The sequence below is a fragment of the Pseudoalteromonas sp. B131b genome, assembly GCF_037162545.1.
GTDB lineage: Bacteria > Pseudomonadota > Gammaproteobacteria > Enterobacterales > Alteromonadaceae > Pseudoalteromonas > Pseudoalteromonas fuliginea.
This window is the reverse complement of record NZ_JARLUZ010000002.1, coordinates 787387-803684: the sequence shown is the minus strand read 5'-3', so window position 1 is coordinate 803684 and position 16298 is coordinate 787387. Positions and strand designations below refer to the sequence as shown.

Below are 16298 nucleotides of genomic sequence, written 5' to 3'. Positions count from 1 at the left end.
AGTTAACCAATCTCAGGAATTTTAGCTACAAGGCGTAAAGAAGAAGTAAGCTCTTCCATTTGTAACCAAGGTTTTAACCAGGCAACAGCATTGTAAGCACCAGGTTGACCTGGAATTTCTTTAACCGATACTTTTGCATCAGCTAAAGGGTAACGTGCTCTAATATCTTGACCACCGCCCTCTGTCGCATTAACGTAAGATAGTATCCAACGATTTAACCAAGATTCAACGTCTTCTGCTTCCATAAAGCTACCAATTTTGTCACGAGCCATCACTTTTAAGTAATGCGCAAAACGAGACGTCGCCATTAAGTATGGTAATCGAGCTGAAATTGCAGCATTAGCAGTCGCATCTGGTGTAGAGTAAATTTGTGGTTTTTGACAACTTTGGCCACCAAAAAACACAGCGTAATCAGTATTTTTATAATGACAAAGTGGTAAAAATCCTAATTTGCTTAGCTCTGCTTCGCGACGATCTGTTATACCAATTTCAGTCGGACATTTTAGATCTGGGTCGCCGTCATCACTAGTGAAAATATGTGTTGGTAGGCCTTCTACTTTACCGCCACCTTCAGCACCACGAATAGCAGTACAAAAGCCGTATTGAGCAAAAGCTTTTGTCATATTTGTTGCCATAGCGTACGCTGCGTTGCTCCAGCAATAGTCTTTATTTTCAGTACTGACCGAACGACCATCTTTAGGCTCAACTTCAAACTCTTCGTAGTTAAACTCTTCCACTGGCTTCGAAGCAGCACCGTACGGCAGACGAGATAAGAAACGAGGCATTGTTAAAGATACAAAACGTGAATCGTCACTGTCTCTAAATGAGCGCCATTTTGTATACTCTAATGATTCAAAGACTTTTTCTAAATCGCGAGGTTTTGTCAATTCTTCCCAGTTATCGAAACCAAATAATGATGGCGACGATGCCGCAATAAATGGACAGAAGCCTGCAGCTGCAACATTAGACATTAAACTAAGTGCTTCAACATCTTCAGGATGATTAGTAAATTCGAAATCGCCAACGATTGTGCCGTAAGGTTCACCACCTGGTGTGCCAAATTCAGCTTCGTATATTTTCTTAAACGTCTGGCTTTGATCAAATTCAACCGCTTTACTTAAATCTTTATGAAGCTCTTTTTTCTTCATATTTAAAACACGGATTTTAAGTGTGCCACTTGTTTCTGAGTTCATCACTAGGTGATGTAATCCACGCCATGAACCTTCAAGCTTTTGAAATTCATCACTGTGCATAACAACACTTAGCTGCTTTGATATTTTTTGATCGATTAATTGAATTGCTTCATTAAACGTCACAGTCATGTTTTTATTCCACTGGACTGTCCCTTTCAAGGCTTCTTCAGTCAGTGTTTTAAGTAACTCTTCTGCGCGACTCGCATCTGTTTGCTTAGTTGCACCAATAGCTTGTTCAAGTAAAGATGAACTCACTTCAGTCGTTGACTCTAATTCTGTACTTAGTTGCTCTGTACTCATTTTTCAGTCTCCTCTAATTTAAGCTCTTTAGCGATAGAGTCTAAACTTGCGGTATTACTAAGTACTTCTTCTAATACATTTTCAAGTTCTTCTGAGCGGTCAATTTTAGTCATTAGGTCGCGTAGTTTATTACGTGTTTCCATTAATTTACGTAATGGTTCAACCTGATTTACAACAGCTGCTGGCTCAAAGTCATCAATCGATTTAAAGTTAAGCTTAACTTCAAACTGAGAACCTTCATCATTTAATGTATTGTCGACTAATAAATTCAGAGAAGGACTCATACGCTTTAAAACATCATTAAAGTTGTCGCGATCTATTTGTATAAATCGTCTGTCTTTAAGTGGCTTTAAGGCATCAGCATTATCTCCTGAAAAGTCCCCCATCACACCAACAACAAATGGTAATTCTTTTTTAACCGCTGCGCCTTCAGTTTCCACATCATAAGTGATATGTACTCTAGGCTTACGAACTCGTTTTAATTTATCATGGATACTCATTGAGAACTCCTTTTACTTATGTTTCAGTTTCGCTGATTTTAATGCCAGACAACTTAAAGTACCCAGTCCTAGCATCACTATCTGTAATTAGTTCATTTAATAACTCAGGTAGCGATAATTCGCTCCATCGAATTACTTGTTCTATCGTGTACGACATCGGCGAGTGAGGCTCTGTTTTTCTAAAGAATGTGGCTATTTCTTTTAGTTTACTTATTGCATTTTCTCTAGAGTTAATCTCATTGCTATTCGTTTTTTCAACTACGCCTTCGACTCCCGCATCGTTCTCAGTTTCTAGCTCAACATTTTCACTAGCATTCTTTTGAGCTAGTGCTTGTTCTGCCGCTTCAAGCTTATCTGCAGCAACGTGTTTTAGTGCCGCCAAACTCACTTCAAGTGCCTGTTTTATATTAGAAGTCGGCTGTGGTTGACCTGTCACTCTGTCCATGACTTCACTAAGCGTGGAAAATTGCTCAATCGCTTCTTCAATATCTAACTTTAGAGAGACAAAAAAATCAGTACTGGTTTCTGCCGCACTTTTTTCTATTAATTCGAAGTCAACTGCACCTTGAGTAATTTTTTCTCTCTTTTATCATCACTCAAACGAGAAACATCATATCCTTGTTGATATTCCCAAAAAGAATAAGAATTCATACTTACACTATCAGTTAAGTAAATACTCTTTATTGGTATGATCAACGTACCTTCACCCGCAGAGCCATTTAACCCTACTAGTGCTGATACTTTATCCCAAATTTCATCATCTGAGTCGAGTGTAGGGTATAAATCGTCAAAGTGATTTTCAATTAGGTTGTGAGCAACTTTAAAGCCAAACGCCAAGCCTTTAAAGCCGTAAATACGACACATTGCTTCAATTAGCCATGCCAAATATTCAATATCTTTGCTTTCGGTTTTTATTGCTTTGCTACATTGCTCAAGGAGAGGTAACCAGTCTCGCGACAAAGAGGAGATACCTTGCTCATCAACCAATGCATTTCTTTCAGCCGCTCTGAGCTGATTTCTCAAATCTTTTAAAGCATAATATGTAGACGTAGGAGAGACATCTGAGCGGGGATCAATACCTGCAATCTCAGTGTCTGAAATAGGGGAGATATATTCATCTAATAAAAACATTCCATTGTCCTAATAATTATCCATAAAACTCCAATAAAGCGGAGCGGATTTTATATTACATTCTTTATATTAAAATACAAGCTTAGTTACAATTGTGTTTAAAAATTCATTATTGCCAATATATAAACAATCAATTTTTAGTATACTTTCAAATAACATCATTTAAATAATTTAAAACAATCTTATTTAAAATAATCAATATGTTATTTAGTAAATAAAGGAATCGTCGCCTCATCCATATTATTAATAGCATTAATATCTTGATTATCTTTTGTTTCATCATATTTAATTAAAATACATGTCACATTATCTCTTGCACCTCGAACTAAAGAAGAGTGCATTAGTGCCATACCCGAATCAATAATACTATTTGGTTCTAAAGACATGCATATATCGTCATCAGATAATTCTCCAGTTAGCCCATCAGAACAAAGTAAAAATATATCACCGGTTCTTATTTTATCTTTAATAACATCCACTTTTACATTTTCCATAACACCAACTGCGCGTGTTATTACATTAGATAGAGGATGATTTTTCGCTTCTTCAACAGAAATAACCCCTTCATCAATCAAGTCATTTACTTGGCTATGATCTCTTGATATCTGCTGAAGCTCACCATCACGTAATAAGTAGGCTCGGCTATCACCAGCCCATAAAATATGGTAGTTCCCATCTTTTAAAAATAACGCAGTAACCGTACTACCCGCCGTTTTATTATCTAGATAAGAAGCACTGTATTCACTGAGCTGTCTATTTGCTTCTTCAATCGCCCCCACAATATGAGAAATACTTAAAACATCTAATTCAAGCTCTTGAACTTTTGTCCTAATAACATCAACAACTAACTGGCTTGCGACTTCACCGGCTTCATGGCCTCCCATGCCATCAGCAACAACCCACAGGTTATGACTATTAATTTCTACATGGGCATCTTCATTTAGTTGCCTAACAACACCTCGGTGGGTAATGGCATAACTTGTACAAAATTTACTAATCACTATTTTTTACCTGCGTATAATTCCATTCCCAATGTTTCCACCTACCATCTAACATGGCTGCAACTTGATTTACAGGAGGTAGTGCAGATGTAATAAGCACCATTGGTTTGATGTTAAATGAACCATGTGTCCACCAAACGCTATAATCACCATGTTTCTTATGTAATATGGCATGCATTGCATCTTCTAAAACATTATCTGACAGCTCAGTACCTGAAAATTCAAACGCCTCACCCGCTTTGTTTTTATCGGGTGAATGAGAATAGCTGACCTGCTTTTTTCAGCCGTCATTATATTAAGCGTTTGGGTGACCTCTTTTCTCCACGAAAAAAGATCAACCGAGCCCTCTAATACTTTTAAAACCACATCTTCATACTCTAAAGAAAACACACCTGAGTTTAATATAGCAATAGGGTCACTTTGCGTCTCACTCAATAGAGTAAAAGGATAATGCCTTCCAACCGCATCCATACTCGGTATTATGGTTCCCATAACCCCGTTGTCGCCAACTATATTAGGGCTCAAGGCAAAGTGCCAGACAGGCGCTACCAAGTAATTATCCTGCCATGCTTCTCCTAGCTGCTCCTTACTAACAGCAATGGCTGCTTGTAACCATTGCTCCCAATGCTCAGAAAATGCCTTAGAAACGTTATCTTGAACAAAGTCCCCTAAAGAGGGCACTTTACCAAGATAACCTATATTTATAATCGTGTCGGACATGAAAACTTCTCTACGCTTGTATTCCAAAATGGATGTCTGATTGATTTAGGCAACAATTCGACTTTTGCATTATTTCCCATAATTGAAAAGTGCAGCTCTAGATCGTTACGAGTTTGGCTTCTTTTTTCGCTAAGCTCATCAAGCATTCTATAAAGTGACCATTCACCCTGGTAAGTTGTGTTAATTGAGCGGCCACCATTTGGAGGCGTAAACACCACTCTTGTTTTACTTTGACCAGATGCTCCAGGCCAAATGAAATTTGTTACTTTTAATGGACCATGTCGGTAAGTCATTGACTGTCCATCAATTTCTATCATAAGGCTAGACACTGTTTTATCCAGTTTAAATGTTCGTAAACCAAACTCTATTCGAGGGGTATTACTTCCACCATCAAAAAAAGCGGTTTGGATTTGATAAGCATGTTCAAACATTTTTAATGTTTCACTGCTAATACCAATGTCTTTTTCAAACTTCCATGGACTTGAGCTTATATCAACGCTAGGCGCAACATAGCTATTGAAAAAGCTATCAATGGTTCCACCTGGTCCAAAAAAGCGAGCAAAGTCTTTCATATTTACTTCTTTATCTGCCTGTGGAGAGAAAGGGTACCTTCCCACAATCGCAGCATTGTATTCTCTTAAAACTTTGCTTTTCCAAATTTCGTTCAGGTGCCTGTTTGCACTATTTTTGGTGATATTACTAGTGTCTCTGCTTATATCTAATAACCAGCTATTAAATGGATAAGGTAAATCTCGACTTTGAAACTCTAATTGACGTATAAAGCTTGGTTTACTCTTACCACTAATTTGATCTTTTATTGAATACTTAAGCTGATCGCCTCGATCGAGCTTGGTTAAATAAATATTAAGCTCTCGCAGATTTTTCTGAATATTATCGAGCTGTTGAGAATCAATGTTTATCACATCTTCAAATGCTTCTTCGACTTGGTAACCTGGCAACTTTATGTCGAACTTAGGCGCTTCGTCAGGTAAAAATCGCTTGATCCTATTTGCTTTCGCTTGTATTGCAATTTCAGCAGCATTAGCAGCCAGTTTACCTGCTGCTTTTTGATTTTCCGATACCGGTAGTTTTGTCAGCTGAACATTCTTTTGAACTGCAGTAATAATATTTTTAATTGGCGCTTCTGAACCCGCTAATACATCCGTAATATTAACGCCCTCTGCCGGTGAGCTATATTGATTAAGACTTAAGTCATCTAAGAACGACTGCCAATAATGAATATAGTCTTGAAAATAACGCTGCTCTAATTTCTTTTCTATTTCATCTTTTGAAATATCGTAAGTGCCTGATGCTTCTTCACCATACACCCAACTACTGGCCATTAAATTACCTAACATTTTACTTTTTTCAACGTTAAAAATACCGTGAAATCCATTAAATGTGTACAACCCAGGGATATTTCTAGTTAGCTCACCATTATTACGAAACGTAAATTTTTGCGCGCTTTCAAAACTAATAATATCGGTTAATCTAAACGGCGGAATACTACTATTAAGAAAGTCAGCTTGCAGACGTTGATAAGCTCTTTCTGCTATAGGCAACTTAGTTAATTCAGCGCGTGCAGTTCGTACAGCTTGGTTATCAACATCAGTTTGATTAATACCTTTGTTCAACAAAGCTGAAATATGACCCATTAATTCATCTCTAATTTGAATACTCTTATCACCCGGAAGGCTTCTTTCTAAGTAAGCATCAAACCATGCTGTAATGTCTTCACTTTCAAAATACTCTGGTTGAAATAGCATTAAATAACACTTCAAAGTCTCATATAAATAACTAAGGTGCTCTGGATGGGCTGCCATTTCTTTTATAAGGGTATTGCTGATAAATGGTTCTAAATAAGTTTGTAAAGAGCGATCGTAAGCATTAACAGAAGATGCTTTAATTTCATTTAATTTATTAAAACCAAATGATGGTGACTCTTCCGAGTCCATTAAAAATGGCGCACTTGCTGGTAAATTTCTCAGCGCGTTTAACCTATCATTTAAAACCACTAAGTTATTTCGATCAAATGACGCTGAATCAAGCTCTTGATATGTCGAAATAGCCTCTTCAGTTTCTGCAATTAGATTACTATTCCATGCAAAACTAAAGTACCAAGAAATTGAAAAGCCAAATAGCGCAATAACAGCTAATGAGATACTAGCAACGCGTAGCCATTTATTTTGTTTGTCGTGATGTTTATTTGTACTTGCTAAATTTTGCTCTGGAAAAATCACGCTTTCTAAAACATTTTTTATAAAAAGCTTTTTGATTGATTTATATAATCTGTTTTACCTGAGTTAACATCATTCAAAAAGCTAGAAGGCGTTCCTTCTTGAGTTGCGCTCGTTAAGTAAACGCCCCTAAACATGGGCAGCTCTTCATATGCATTAGGTGTAAATATTTCTTTTAAAAAGCCATCAGCGACACCTTGAAGTACTCTTAGCTGCCTAGGGAATTCGAATATTTTAGCTCTAATCGCTTCGTTTCTTTCATTTATCAATCTGCGATTAAGCATTTCTGTTAATTTAGAAATTAAAGTATGAAATTCTTTATTAAACGCTTCTACCTGGGTGTCTTTAGCAAGATCAAGCTCAAAGGTAACTCCCCATACTTGTTCACATTCTTCTTCCGTTAATTCGCCAAAAAACTCTCTGAATCCTTCAATTAAATCAACCTTAGAAAAAATAACATAGACAGGAAATGTCATCCCAAGCTGATTTTGAAGCTCTTGTAGCCGTTGCTTTATTGCACGTGCATGCAAGTTACGCTCAGTTTTAGTCTGACTCATCAACTCAGATATACCCATGCTGATCATCACACCATTAATTGGCCTAAGTGGACGATACTTTCGCAATAGACCTAAAAACCCTTCCCATGCTCGTGAGTCATGTTTTGCATGACTATTTTGAGTTGTATACCTACCGGCGGTATCGATCAATACCGCTTTATTAGTAAACCACCAATCACAATTTCGTGTACCACCGATGCCATGAACTAAATCAACGCCCAGTTTATCTTTTAATGGATAATCCAATCCTGAATTATTAATAACGGTTGTTTTACCCGCGCCAGGAGGGCCGATCATTATGTACCACGGCAACTGGTAAATATTTTTACCTTTGAACAACTTAACATCTTTTAACAAGTCGATAGCTTCATTCATTCTTGTTTTTAGAGTCGTGATTTCTTCGTTTACTTCACTGCCGCCTGAGTCATCGCTATCGATTAACTCATCAGCCATTTTTTCATCTCTTTTATTTTGCTGCACAAGACGATAAATTTTTGTCACAGAAAAGAGCAACAATATAAGTAATATTGTTAGCAACCTTGCAGCAATACTTGCTAAAGGGACGTAATCTGCCACTGCAATTAAAGGACCACCAAACCAAATCAATAATGATAAAGCTAGGAAACCTATAATTAGCATCGCGGTACGAGATGTAAGAGCGTATGTCATTTTTTTAAATTTTTGCGAGAAACTCATATCAGCCTCATTAAAATAATAGATCGATTTCAATTCGTCGGTTCAATGACCTAGAAGCTGAATCTGAATTGCTGGCGATTGGCTCTGCGGCCCCTTTACCTTCAGGCCATAAACGGCCACTAAGGTTAGTACTTTTAGCCATAGAATTAGCAACTTGTGTTGCTCTAGCTAAAGAAAGGTGCCAATTTGAGGGGTATCTGTCGGTACTAATAGGCGTGTCGTCTGTGTGACCCGTAATTAATATTCTGCCTTTTGTTCCCTCTAAACTAAGTGCAAGTTTTTCAAGAATAGGCTGAAAAGAAGGCAGTAGCTGTGAATTACCTTGATTAAACAAACTTTCACTTTTAATGGAAATTCTGATCCGATCATTACTTTTTTAACAACCACAATGCCCCTCTGTATTTCGGTTTGTAGTAGCTGCTCTAAAACTAATAATTGCTGGTCTTTTTTATCGATAGTTTGCTCATTTGCGAGTGGATGAATAACGGCAAGTTTTTCATTAATAGCAAAAACATCATCATTGAGTTTCATATTGATAAATAAATAAACGGCAAGTAACACGAGCCCTAAAACAGAAAAAATCACCCAAAGCGGTACTTGATTTCTAAGTTCAACACCTGCAGCAACTCGCTCCTTCCAATTAGGTGATAACTTGTTATTGATTGGCCCATCTAATTGATTTAAAAGGTGGTACATCTGAGAACGGTATTCTTCAACTTTATTATCACCAACAGTATCTAATCTATATTTGCCCTTAAAACCAAGGTTTAAACAATGATACTGTAACTCTAAAAATTGCTTGTTTTTTTCAGGTTGTAACAGCGCGTCATCGAGTAATGTATAAAAATATTCACCACCAAATGTTTCTTTATGAAATGTAGATAATAAGCTTTCATCGGCCCATTCCATTGAGCTCCATTTTGAATTTAATACCGATTCATCGAGAATAGCACATAGGCAGTAGCGCGCATTGTTGATGATATCTTTAGATAAATTTTGGTTGCGAACTTCAACTTCAAACCGCTTTATGGCCTCAACACAACGATGTTTTAAAGCTGCTAAATTTGTCATTTCGGCTGATTGACTAATAGATATGACTATTGAAAAACAGTCAGTTGCAGCTTCTAAAAGAGGGTTTTTAAAGATAGACACTTTGACGCTACTTGGTAGCTTTGTCGATGGCGATTCGACAGACATCACCGTTTTATCAGCATCACTGTCAGTATTTGCTTTACTAGAGGTATCACGTCCTAATCTACCAGGGCGTGGTTTGATAATGGTTTCGTCCATTGAAACTCTTCCTTTAAAATTAAGTTCTAATTGCCCAAAGGCTTAATTGTAGTTCTGGGTAGCTACCTGATAAATGAATGGCAATTCCGCCACTAGAGCGCAACTTATCCCAATGCTCTCCCTGTTTATTTAATTCAAAATAATGGAAACCTGCATGATATGGGATTTGTCTTGGGGCTGTAGGTAAACTACTGATTGTTATTCCTGGTATTTGGTTATTAACAAGATCACGTATAGTTTCTACACTGCCTATTTTTATCTGTGATGGCAGTATTTTACGTAACTCTTCATGCGGGACACTTGCTTTTATTGCTAGAATAAATTGAGCTGAATTTAGCACCGACTTATCGTTTAATGCACCAAATGAAATTCCAAATTTGCTTTGTTCTAACTTTATTTCAGTTGCTGTTTGCTCAATAACATGACTCAACGACTGATATAGAAAGTTAACGACTTCGCTAAACACTTGACCCAAGTTTTTATGATCGTATTTAGGGAGCTTAGGAACTCGTTTATTAACAGTACTAAACGTCGACAGCTCTCCGGCAAGCTCAATCAACCTAATATACAAGATATTTGGATGGATATTATTGACTGATAATAAGTTGTCAAATACTGCATCATACTTATTTAATGTTTGCAGCATAATAAAGTCGGCAACTGATGTACTTCCTGCATATCCTTGACACAATCTAACGGCGATGCTTTCTGAGCGCTGTTTGATCATTGAACCAATTTCGCGAACAAGACCCAAAAGAGGCTTGCATTGCCCTACTTTTAAAGATGCCGGTATATACTTATTATCTAGCTTTATTTGCCCTTCACTACTAACGTCCAGAATTCTTGCTAAAGGCAGCAATATATAACCAGAGTGATCATCAGAGGAAAGTACTAACTTACTATATATTTTAGCGACTTGAATAACTTCTTGAGATTGCGCCCCCACTAAATCATCACTCACTGATAAATCATTCAATTTATAACGAGTTACAATATTTTCTTCTGGGGCAGATAAGTTTATGCCGCTATTTTTCAATGCCGGTATTGCAAGATAAACTATCTCGTCATATATATCTTTGCCGACCACTAATGGCTCAGGCAAAGAAGTTGACTGAGGCATATCTATCGGTAGTAAATCTGGGGTAATTGCCGACAGTGATTCAATCGCAAATTGACCCGATTTTAGCAGTTCAGTATCAATTGCTACCTCAAGTATTCCCCAAGGATCTGCAAGGTTACCACTGCACACTTGTTGGATTACATTCGCAATATGTTTATCTGATTGCTGGAAGTGTTGCGGCCTTAAAAACATCCCTTCAGTCCAAGCAACACGAGTGTTATCACCCATTTTACAAATCCTTTTTTTATTTCTCTCTCATGTATGTAGCAATAGCTTCTACATTGACATTTATATCATCATAACCGGTAGGATCAACTTCAATTACAGCTCTCCATCTTGCCTGATCAATGTTTCTATAAGCAACCACAACCCCCACATAGCGAGTGTTTCGATTGAGACTCATTTTATATTTTTGTACTGTATTTGGCTGTAATTCAAGCTCGTCTTTTTTTAACAGATCAGGCCCTAATAATTTTTCAGGCGTATCGTAAAGGCTAAAAAATCTTGTGTATCAAAAATAGTTCGAGAACTAAGTTCAAATATTTTCATAACTACAGGTGAAGGTCTATCCGACGTATCAGGATTAACATTCTTAGATACATTAATAATCAGATCTGTTGAAGGCGGAACAAGTTTATTAACGGTAGAACATCCTAGTACTAAAAATAGTAAACTAAAACTCATTAAGTAGAGCTTAATTTTATACATTGTTTAATTTCCTTTCTAAAGCGTTTCTTTAAGTCTATCGTTGTATGCCTTTAAAAAATCATCTGACAAAGCCATTGCCCCTTTGGAACTAACGTCTTGTGACAAATCATCATGTAAACTCTGATATAACTTCCAGCATTTAGATTCAATTTGCCCAGGGATAATTTTTAATACGTTAGAATTATCATTTGCTTGCTGACTTATCTGTTGGGGAGAAACTTGCTCTAACATCCCTTTAAGTACACCATCTGCACCGGCTAATAACGCATGTTCGTGCCTGCGAGAGTCAATAAAGCTTTCATTTATCGACTCCTTAGACGAAAGGAAGCTTGCACTATTCCTTATGAATAAATTCTGAATAACGTCATCTATATTAGCAGAAAATTTTAAAGGGTTGTTTTGTTCAGTTTGAAACATTGTATGATTTAACCTCAATTGACTTTTTACATGCGCTCTTTGACGTAAAGAGTCCATAAGGCCATTGAGTAATAAATTAAGGCCTTGCCCCATTTCAAACCAATGCTTTTCTGTATTTAACGAATTTTGTACTTCAGGCTTTATATTTAAACCTTTTAAAAATGCATCAGATAACGCAGTACTGTTTTTTGCAGCTATTTTTGGTGATGCAGTCTCGACAGTTTGTTCTTTAGGGGCTATTTTTCGACTTTCCGATTGTACTAATGGAGAATTCGTTTTTAACTCTTGAACATTCGCAGAGTCATGTTTTGATGCATCGGAGTGTTCTGGGTTCATCAGGCGTGATAAATCATCCCAATCTTCTGGGATCTGGTTACCTGAGTTCAAAAAGGGCTCTTGCACCATAGAAACTCCAGGCATTGATTCATCTAAAATAGATTCGTCTAAAAACTGATGCGATTGTGAAAATGAATCTTTACTATCCGCACGGTAATTATTATCACTGTTTTGACTGGCCGAAAAATCGGTATTACTCACTGGTGAAACGCGATCATCAACCAACTTAACATCAATTTGAAAGTCGCCAATAGTTAATACGTCACTGTCAGCAAGAACCTGCCTATTTCCTTGACCAAGTGGGGTTACAGCAAAGTTTATAAAGGTGCCATTCGTTGAATTATCGTAAATATAAAAAGAATCACCTTCTTTTACGATTTGTCCGTGTTTACTTGATATTATTTTTTCAGGATCGGGCAGGTGCCAATCACAAGCCTCAGAGCGACCAAAGATAAGTTTATCTACTACAGTCTTAGATGCTTCAATTTCAGGTGAGAGTCTATGATAACTAGTTATGTTTAGTATCAGTTCCATTTGATAAGTCAGTCCCTTAAATCTTTATTGTCGGTAGGATAAAGTAGAAGAGAAACTATTGTCAACATTGAAATTAATATATAAATATAGACTGACTTTTGTTGAGCCATAAAATACTGTAAAAATAAATATTAACTTAATCGAAATACTGAACAATTGTGGCCGTTAATATTTTTACATTTCGGCCAAAATCCGTTCTCTATAAAATGAAAAAGTAAAACCTCAATTGATTTATCTTGATTACTTAATCTCATTCATTGACGCCCTAAACTCTCTTTTTTACTTAAGTATGTGCTCAAAAGTGGGTTTATTTTTTATATTTTTATAAAGTTACATTTGTTAAATATTCCCGATAGCGTATAAATTAGCTGTTTCAAAATTTAGATATAAATATTCAATAATTGAAACATTGCTATAGTCGAGATTTTTTGTAAAAATGTACGACAATATCAGAGGGAAATTGATAATAAGTATAAAGCTTACCTTTGTAATTATTTAAATAAACACAATAAAAGGATTTATAATGAGCGGTATTAACAACCCGAGTGACAAAACTCAAATTGCATCACTTGATTCTAATCAAAAAAGAACCTCTGCTAAAAATAAGATTAACCTCATCGGAAAAAAGATTTCCGATCGCTACCTGGTTGAAGAACTAATTGGACAAGGCGGCATGTGCTACATTTACAGAGCGCGTGATACCTTCTTAGAAAATGTAAATCGTGCTGAAGCATTTGTTGCTTTAAAAGTGTTGCAAGAAGAGTTTTCATACTCAGAAGAAGCAATTACTCTTCTAAAAGACGAAACAGCAAAAACACAACAGCTCTCCCACCCTAACATCGTTAAAGTGTTTTCAGCAGATTCCGATGGCGATTTATATTACGTCACAATGGAACTTGTTGAGGGAGAAACTTTAGAACAAATAATTAAACGCAACAAGCCCTCAGGCATGGCATTTAAAAAAGCGAAAGTGATTTTAGAACAGCTTGCTGATGCTCTTATATATGCACATTCAAGAGGGGTGATTCATAATGACCTCAAACCATCCAATATCATATTTGACAGTAATGGGGACTTAAAAGTACTCGACTTTGGTATCGCAAAGCATAAAAACATTGAAGATGCGTATGCCGTTAGAAGTAATGTTGAGTTGGGCGATATTGGCGGTTATACACCGACCTACGCAAGTCCTGAACAACTAAATGGTGCCAGTGCTACCGTTAAAGATGACGTGTTTTCATACGCATGTATTGCGTTTGAACTATTAAGTAGTAAACATCCATTTAATCGAGTTGCAGCCGATAAACTACCAAAGAGTACCACTGCTAAACGTCCAAGCAATTGTCCACTTTGGTTATGGCAAAGTATAAATAATGCACTATCGTTAGAAACGTCACAACGACAAAGTTCTTTATTACCTATTTCTAAAAAACTTAAGTCTAATTTAAAGCCAGCGATCGGTTTAGTCGCAGCATCCGTTATTTTAGTTATTGTAGCTATTCAATATCAATTAGCTAACACTGTGCAAGTAAAGCAACTAGAGGCAAAACTTGATAATGCGAACGCAATTAATCAACAAGTAGAAACCTGGATGTCTTGGAATGGGCCTCATATTTTAGATAAGTTAGCTGAAATTCCTCCGCAGTACGAAGTATTAAAGCAGGGCCTATTAAGAGTAAATCAAACGAGCATATTAGGCAGTTTTGATAAAAGAGCTAATAACTTTAATAATAATAATTCAAATAAATTTAAAGATTTTGATAAAACAATTTCAATCTACTCTAAAGCTCTCGACTACTACCCTGACTCAGAAAAACTTTCAGTGCAGTTAGAGAGCATCCTAAGAGAGCGTCAGTCAATAATTTTTGATATCACATCGAGAATTAATTTATTGTTAGAACAGTCTCGTTATAACGAAAGTGACAATAATAATATCCCGCAGCTAATTCAAGACTTAAAAGAAGTTGATAATACCTACGTGTACGAGCCCTCTTCCTTACATTTTGATAATTTTAAAATAGCGTTAGACAAAGCAGTAGAAGAAGATGACGTAATTGCGCAAAAAGCACTCTTAAATGTTGGTAAAGCGATATTTACCAGCAATCAAAAAGCTGAACTCCTTTTCGCAAATTTACTCAAAAGAGAATCTGCAATTGATGCACTGACCTTTTATCAGAAAAAATTAGCGATAGGTGAGCAAATTACCTACCCACTCTCGGATGCTATTGTTTTTTATCAACCAAGATTTCAACGTTACTCTGAACAATTGGAAGGTATTGAGGATTACAAGCAGCTACTAGAGTTTGAAGAACTTATTAATTTAGAGTCTGCTGATCTACCAACTGATTTTCCTCTTCTAGTGACATTAAAACAAGATTTGTCAAAGCGATATATTACTATGGCTAATACTCTAATGAAGCGAAAAATGTACCGAACTGCGGAGCAATTAGTCGAAAGAAGTGAGGCCATTACGCAGTCGTTAGACAGTATGCTGTAAATAAAATAGTTAGGCTACTAACTCAGAGTTTGTTTAGATGATGAGCGTAGCAATAAGAAAATAACTATAATTGAATATATGGTGGATACATATTAGACTATCCACCGCTTTTTAAACGAGAGTCAAGGACGACGAGTTGAGCTTTTAAGACACTCCTCCAAGATTTTTCGTAACCTTCAACATTTTTAAATTACTTAATGGAGTATCGATGAAAAACTTAAGCGCACTTGCAGCCATCCTATTACTAAGCGGTTGTTCAACCACCTCAACAGTTGATAAAGTCGTCACTGAGGTTGTTACCGAAGCCAAAGTAGATGTTGAAGAAGTTGTAGCACCAATTTCATTAACCGTTATTACGACTCCCGCAGATGCTCGCGTTCGTATTATGAACATAAACCCGGTCTATCAAGATGCCATTGAGCTAAAAGAAGGCAAATACGATATTGAAGTCAGCAGAGCTGGATACCAAACCTACAGAAAATGGGTCGTTGTTGACAAAAAAACTATTTTAACTGTTGGATTAGATGAAGCACTAACAAGTCAATCTGAACAGTAAGCCATTTATACTGTTAAGTAACCTGAACTCTGAGTAATATATTATTTACCAAAGTTCAGGTTAAGTTAGCTCAGCAAACCTTCTATTTAGTCAAACGAGTAAATACCCCCTATTCAACCAAAAATACACGATCCCACCTAAATTAACTGCAATGCATACCCACAGCACAAGTATAAAACGACGTTTTTTAGATTTATGACGTAGTAATTGTTGTGCAAATAATGCACCTGGCCAACCACCACACAGAGCAAGTAATTGCAACGTGCGCTCAGGCGTACGGTTTACTTTTTTATGTGCCGATTGTATTGCTTTGCGCTTATCCCAAGCATACATTAAAAATGTTAACATACTCAAAATACTGAGATAAATTGGTATATAAAGAGCAATATAGCTAAGCATGTAAGCTAGCCAAGTTAAAGCAATAAAAAGACTCGATATTGTTATTAAGGCTTTTTTTATCAATTAATTATCACCTATACTGAACGCACAGAATTTAAAAATAAGA

15 protein-coding genes and 1 pseudogene are annotated in these 16298 nt (G+C 36.5%); 2 read left to right on the top strand and 14 right to left on the bottom strand.

Going from position 1 to position 16298, the window contains the following annotated elements:
* Window positions 1-2: 2 nt before the first annotated feature.
* The 13 genes and pseudogenes from tssC to tagH form a co-directional block, all read right to left on the bottom strand.
* On the bottom strand, window positions 3-1493 hold the full coding sequence (tssC, locus tag P4S65_RS21495; protein WP_007377093.1) for a type VI secretion system contractile sheath large subunit: 1491 nt from the start codon (window positions 1491-1493) through the stop codon (window positions 3-5).
* Window positions 1490-1993 carry a type VI secretion system contractile sheath small subunit gene (gene tssB, locus P4S65_RS21490; RefSeq protein ID WP_007377094.1) on the bottom strand — a complete coding sequence of 168 codons (504 nt, stop codon included), beginning with the start codon at window positions 1991-1993 and terminating at the stop codon, window positions 1490-1492. Before tssB ends, tssC begins: the two co-directional genes overlap by 4 nt.
* Before the next feature lie 16 nt (window positions 1994-2009).
* The gene (locus P4S65_RS21485; RefSeq protein WP_337121161.1) at window positions 2010-2438 is read right to left on the bottom strand and encodes a hypothetical protein; all 429 of its coding nucleotides are present in this window, start codon (window positions 2436-2438) and stop codon (window positions 2010-2012) included.
* Window positions 2439-2536: 98 nt separating this feature from the next.
* Window positions 2537-3124 carry a type VI secretion system protein TssA gene (locus tag P4S65_RS21480; RefSeq protein WP_008137767.1) on the bottom strand — a complete coding sequence of 196 codons (588 nt, stop codon included), beginning with the start codon at window positions 3122-3124 and terminating at the stop codon, window positions 2537-2539.
* Between the two features lie 203 nt (window positions 3125-3327).
* Complete coding sequence (locus P4S65_RS21475; RefSeq protein ID WP_007377096.1) at window positions 3328-4125, bottom strand: PP2C family protein-serine/threonine phosphatase; 798 nt, start codon at window positions 4123-4125, stop codon at window positions 3328-3330.
* Between the two features lie 186 nt (window positions 4126-4311).
* Complete coding sequence (gene tagF / locus P4S65_RS21470) at window positions 4312-4845, bottom strand: type VI secretion system-associated protein TagF (protein ID WP_337121160.1); 534 nt, start codon at window positions 4843-4845, stop codon at window positions 4312-4314.
* Window positions 4827-7085 carry a type VI secretion system membrane subunit TssM gene (tssM, locus tag P4S65_RS21465; protein WP_337121159.1) on the bottom strand — a complete coding sequence of 753 codons (2259 nt, stop codon included), beginning with the start codon at window positions 7083-7085 and terminating at the stop codon, window positions 4827-4829. The genes tagF and tssM (P4S65_RS21465) overlap by 19 nt, the downstream gene beginning before the upstream one ends.
* Before the next feature lie 17 nt (window positions 7086-7102).
* Window positions 7103-8335, bottom strand: coding sequence for a type VI secretion system membrane subunit TssM (gene tssM, locus P4S65_RS21460; protein ID WP_337121158.1), 1233 nt, complete (start codon window positions 8333-8335; stop codon window positions 7103-7105).
* 10 nt (window positions 8336-8345) lie between these two features.
* Window positions 8346-8669: an OmpA family protein gene (locus P4S65_RS21455; protein WP_337121157.1), complete on the bottom strand. Its 324-nt coding sequence runs from the start codon at window positions 8667-8669 to the stop codon at window positions 8346-8348.
* The gene (icmH, locus tag P4S65_RS21450; RefSeq protein ID WP_337121156.1) at window positions 8597-9625 is read right to left on the bottom strand and encodes a type IVB secretion system protein IcmH/DotU; all 1029 of its coding nucleotides are present in this window, start codon (window positions 9623-9625) and stop codon (window positions 8597-8599) included. Before icmH ends, P4S65_RS21455 begins: the two co-directional genes overlap by 73 nt.
* A gap of 19 nt (window positions 9626-9644) precedes the next feature.
* Window positions 9645-10973 (bottom strand): type VI secretion system baseplate subunit TssK, encoded by a 1329-nt coding sequence (gene tssK / locus P4S65_RS21445; RefSeq protein WP_008137773.1) that lies wholly within the window; start codon window positions 10971-10973, stop codon window positions 9645-9647.
* Window positions 10974-10989: 16 nt separating this feature from the next.
* A pseudogene (tssJ, locus tag P4S65_RS21440) lies at window positions 10990-11429 on the bottom strand (type VI secretion system lipoprotein TssJ).
* A gap of 39 nt (window positions 11430-11468) precedes the next feature.
* Window positions 11469-12740, bottom strand: a complete 1272-nt coding sequence (gene tagH / locus P4S65_RS21435; protein ID WP_337121155.1) for a type VI secretion system-associated FHA domain protein TagH — start codon at window positions 12738-12740, stop codon at window positions 11469-11471.
* A gap of 523 nt (window positions 12741-13263) precedes the next feature.
* On the opposite strand from tagH, the gene P4S65_RS21430 reads away from it, so the two are divergent.
* Entirely contained in the window at window positions 13264-15237 is a 1974-nt protein-coding gene (locus tag P4S65_RS21430; RefSeq protein ID WP_008137777.1) for a serine/threonine-protein kinase, read from the top strand.
* A gap of 208 nt (window positions 15238-15445) precedes the next feature.
* The gene (locus P4S65_RS21425; RefSeq protein WP_007377104.1) at window positions 15446-15793 is read left to right on the top strand and encodes a hypothetical protein; all 348 of its coding nucleotides are present in this window, start codon (window positions 15446-15448) and stop codon (window positions 15791-15793) included.
* 90 nt (window positions 15794-15883) lie between these two features.
* On the opposite strand, the gene P4S65_RS21420 is transcribed toward P4S65_RS21425, so the two are convergent.
* Window positions 15884-16255: a DUF1294 domain-containing protein gene (locus tag P4S65_RS21420; RefSeq protein WP_337121154.1), complete on the bottom strand. Its 372-nt coding sequence runs from the start codon at window positions 16253-16255 to the stop codon at window positions 15884-15886.
* Window positions 16256-16298: the final 43 nt, after the last annotated feature.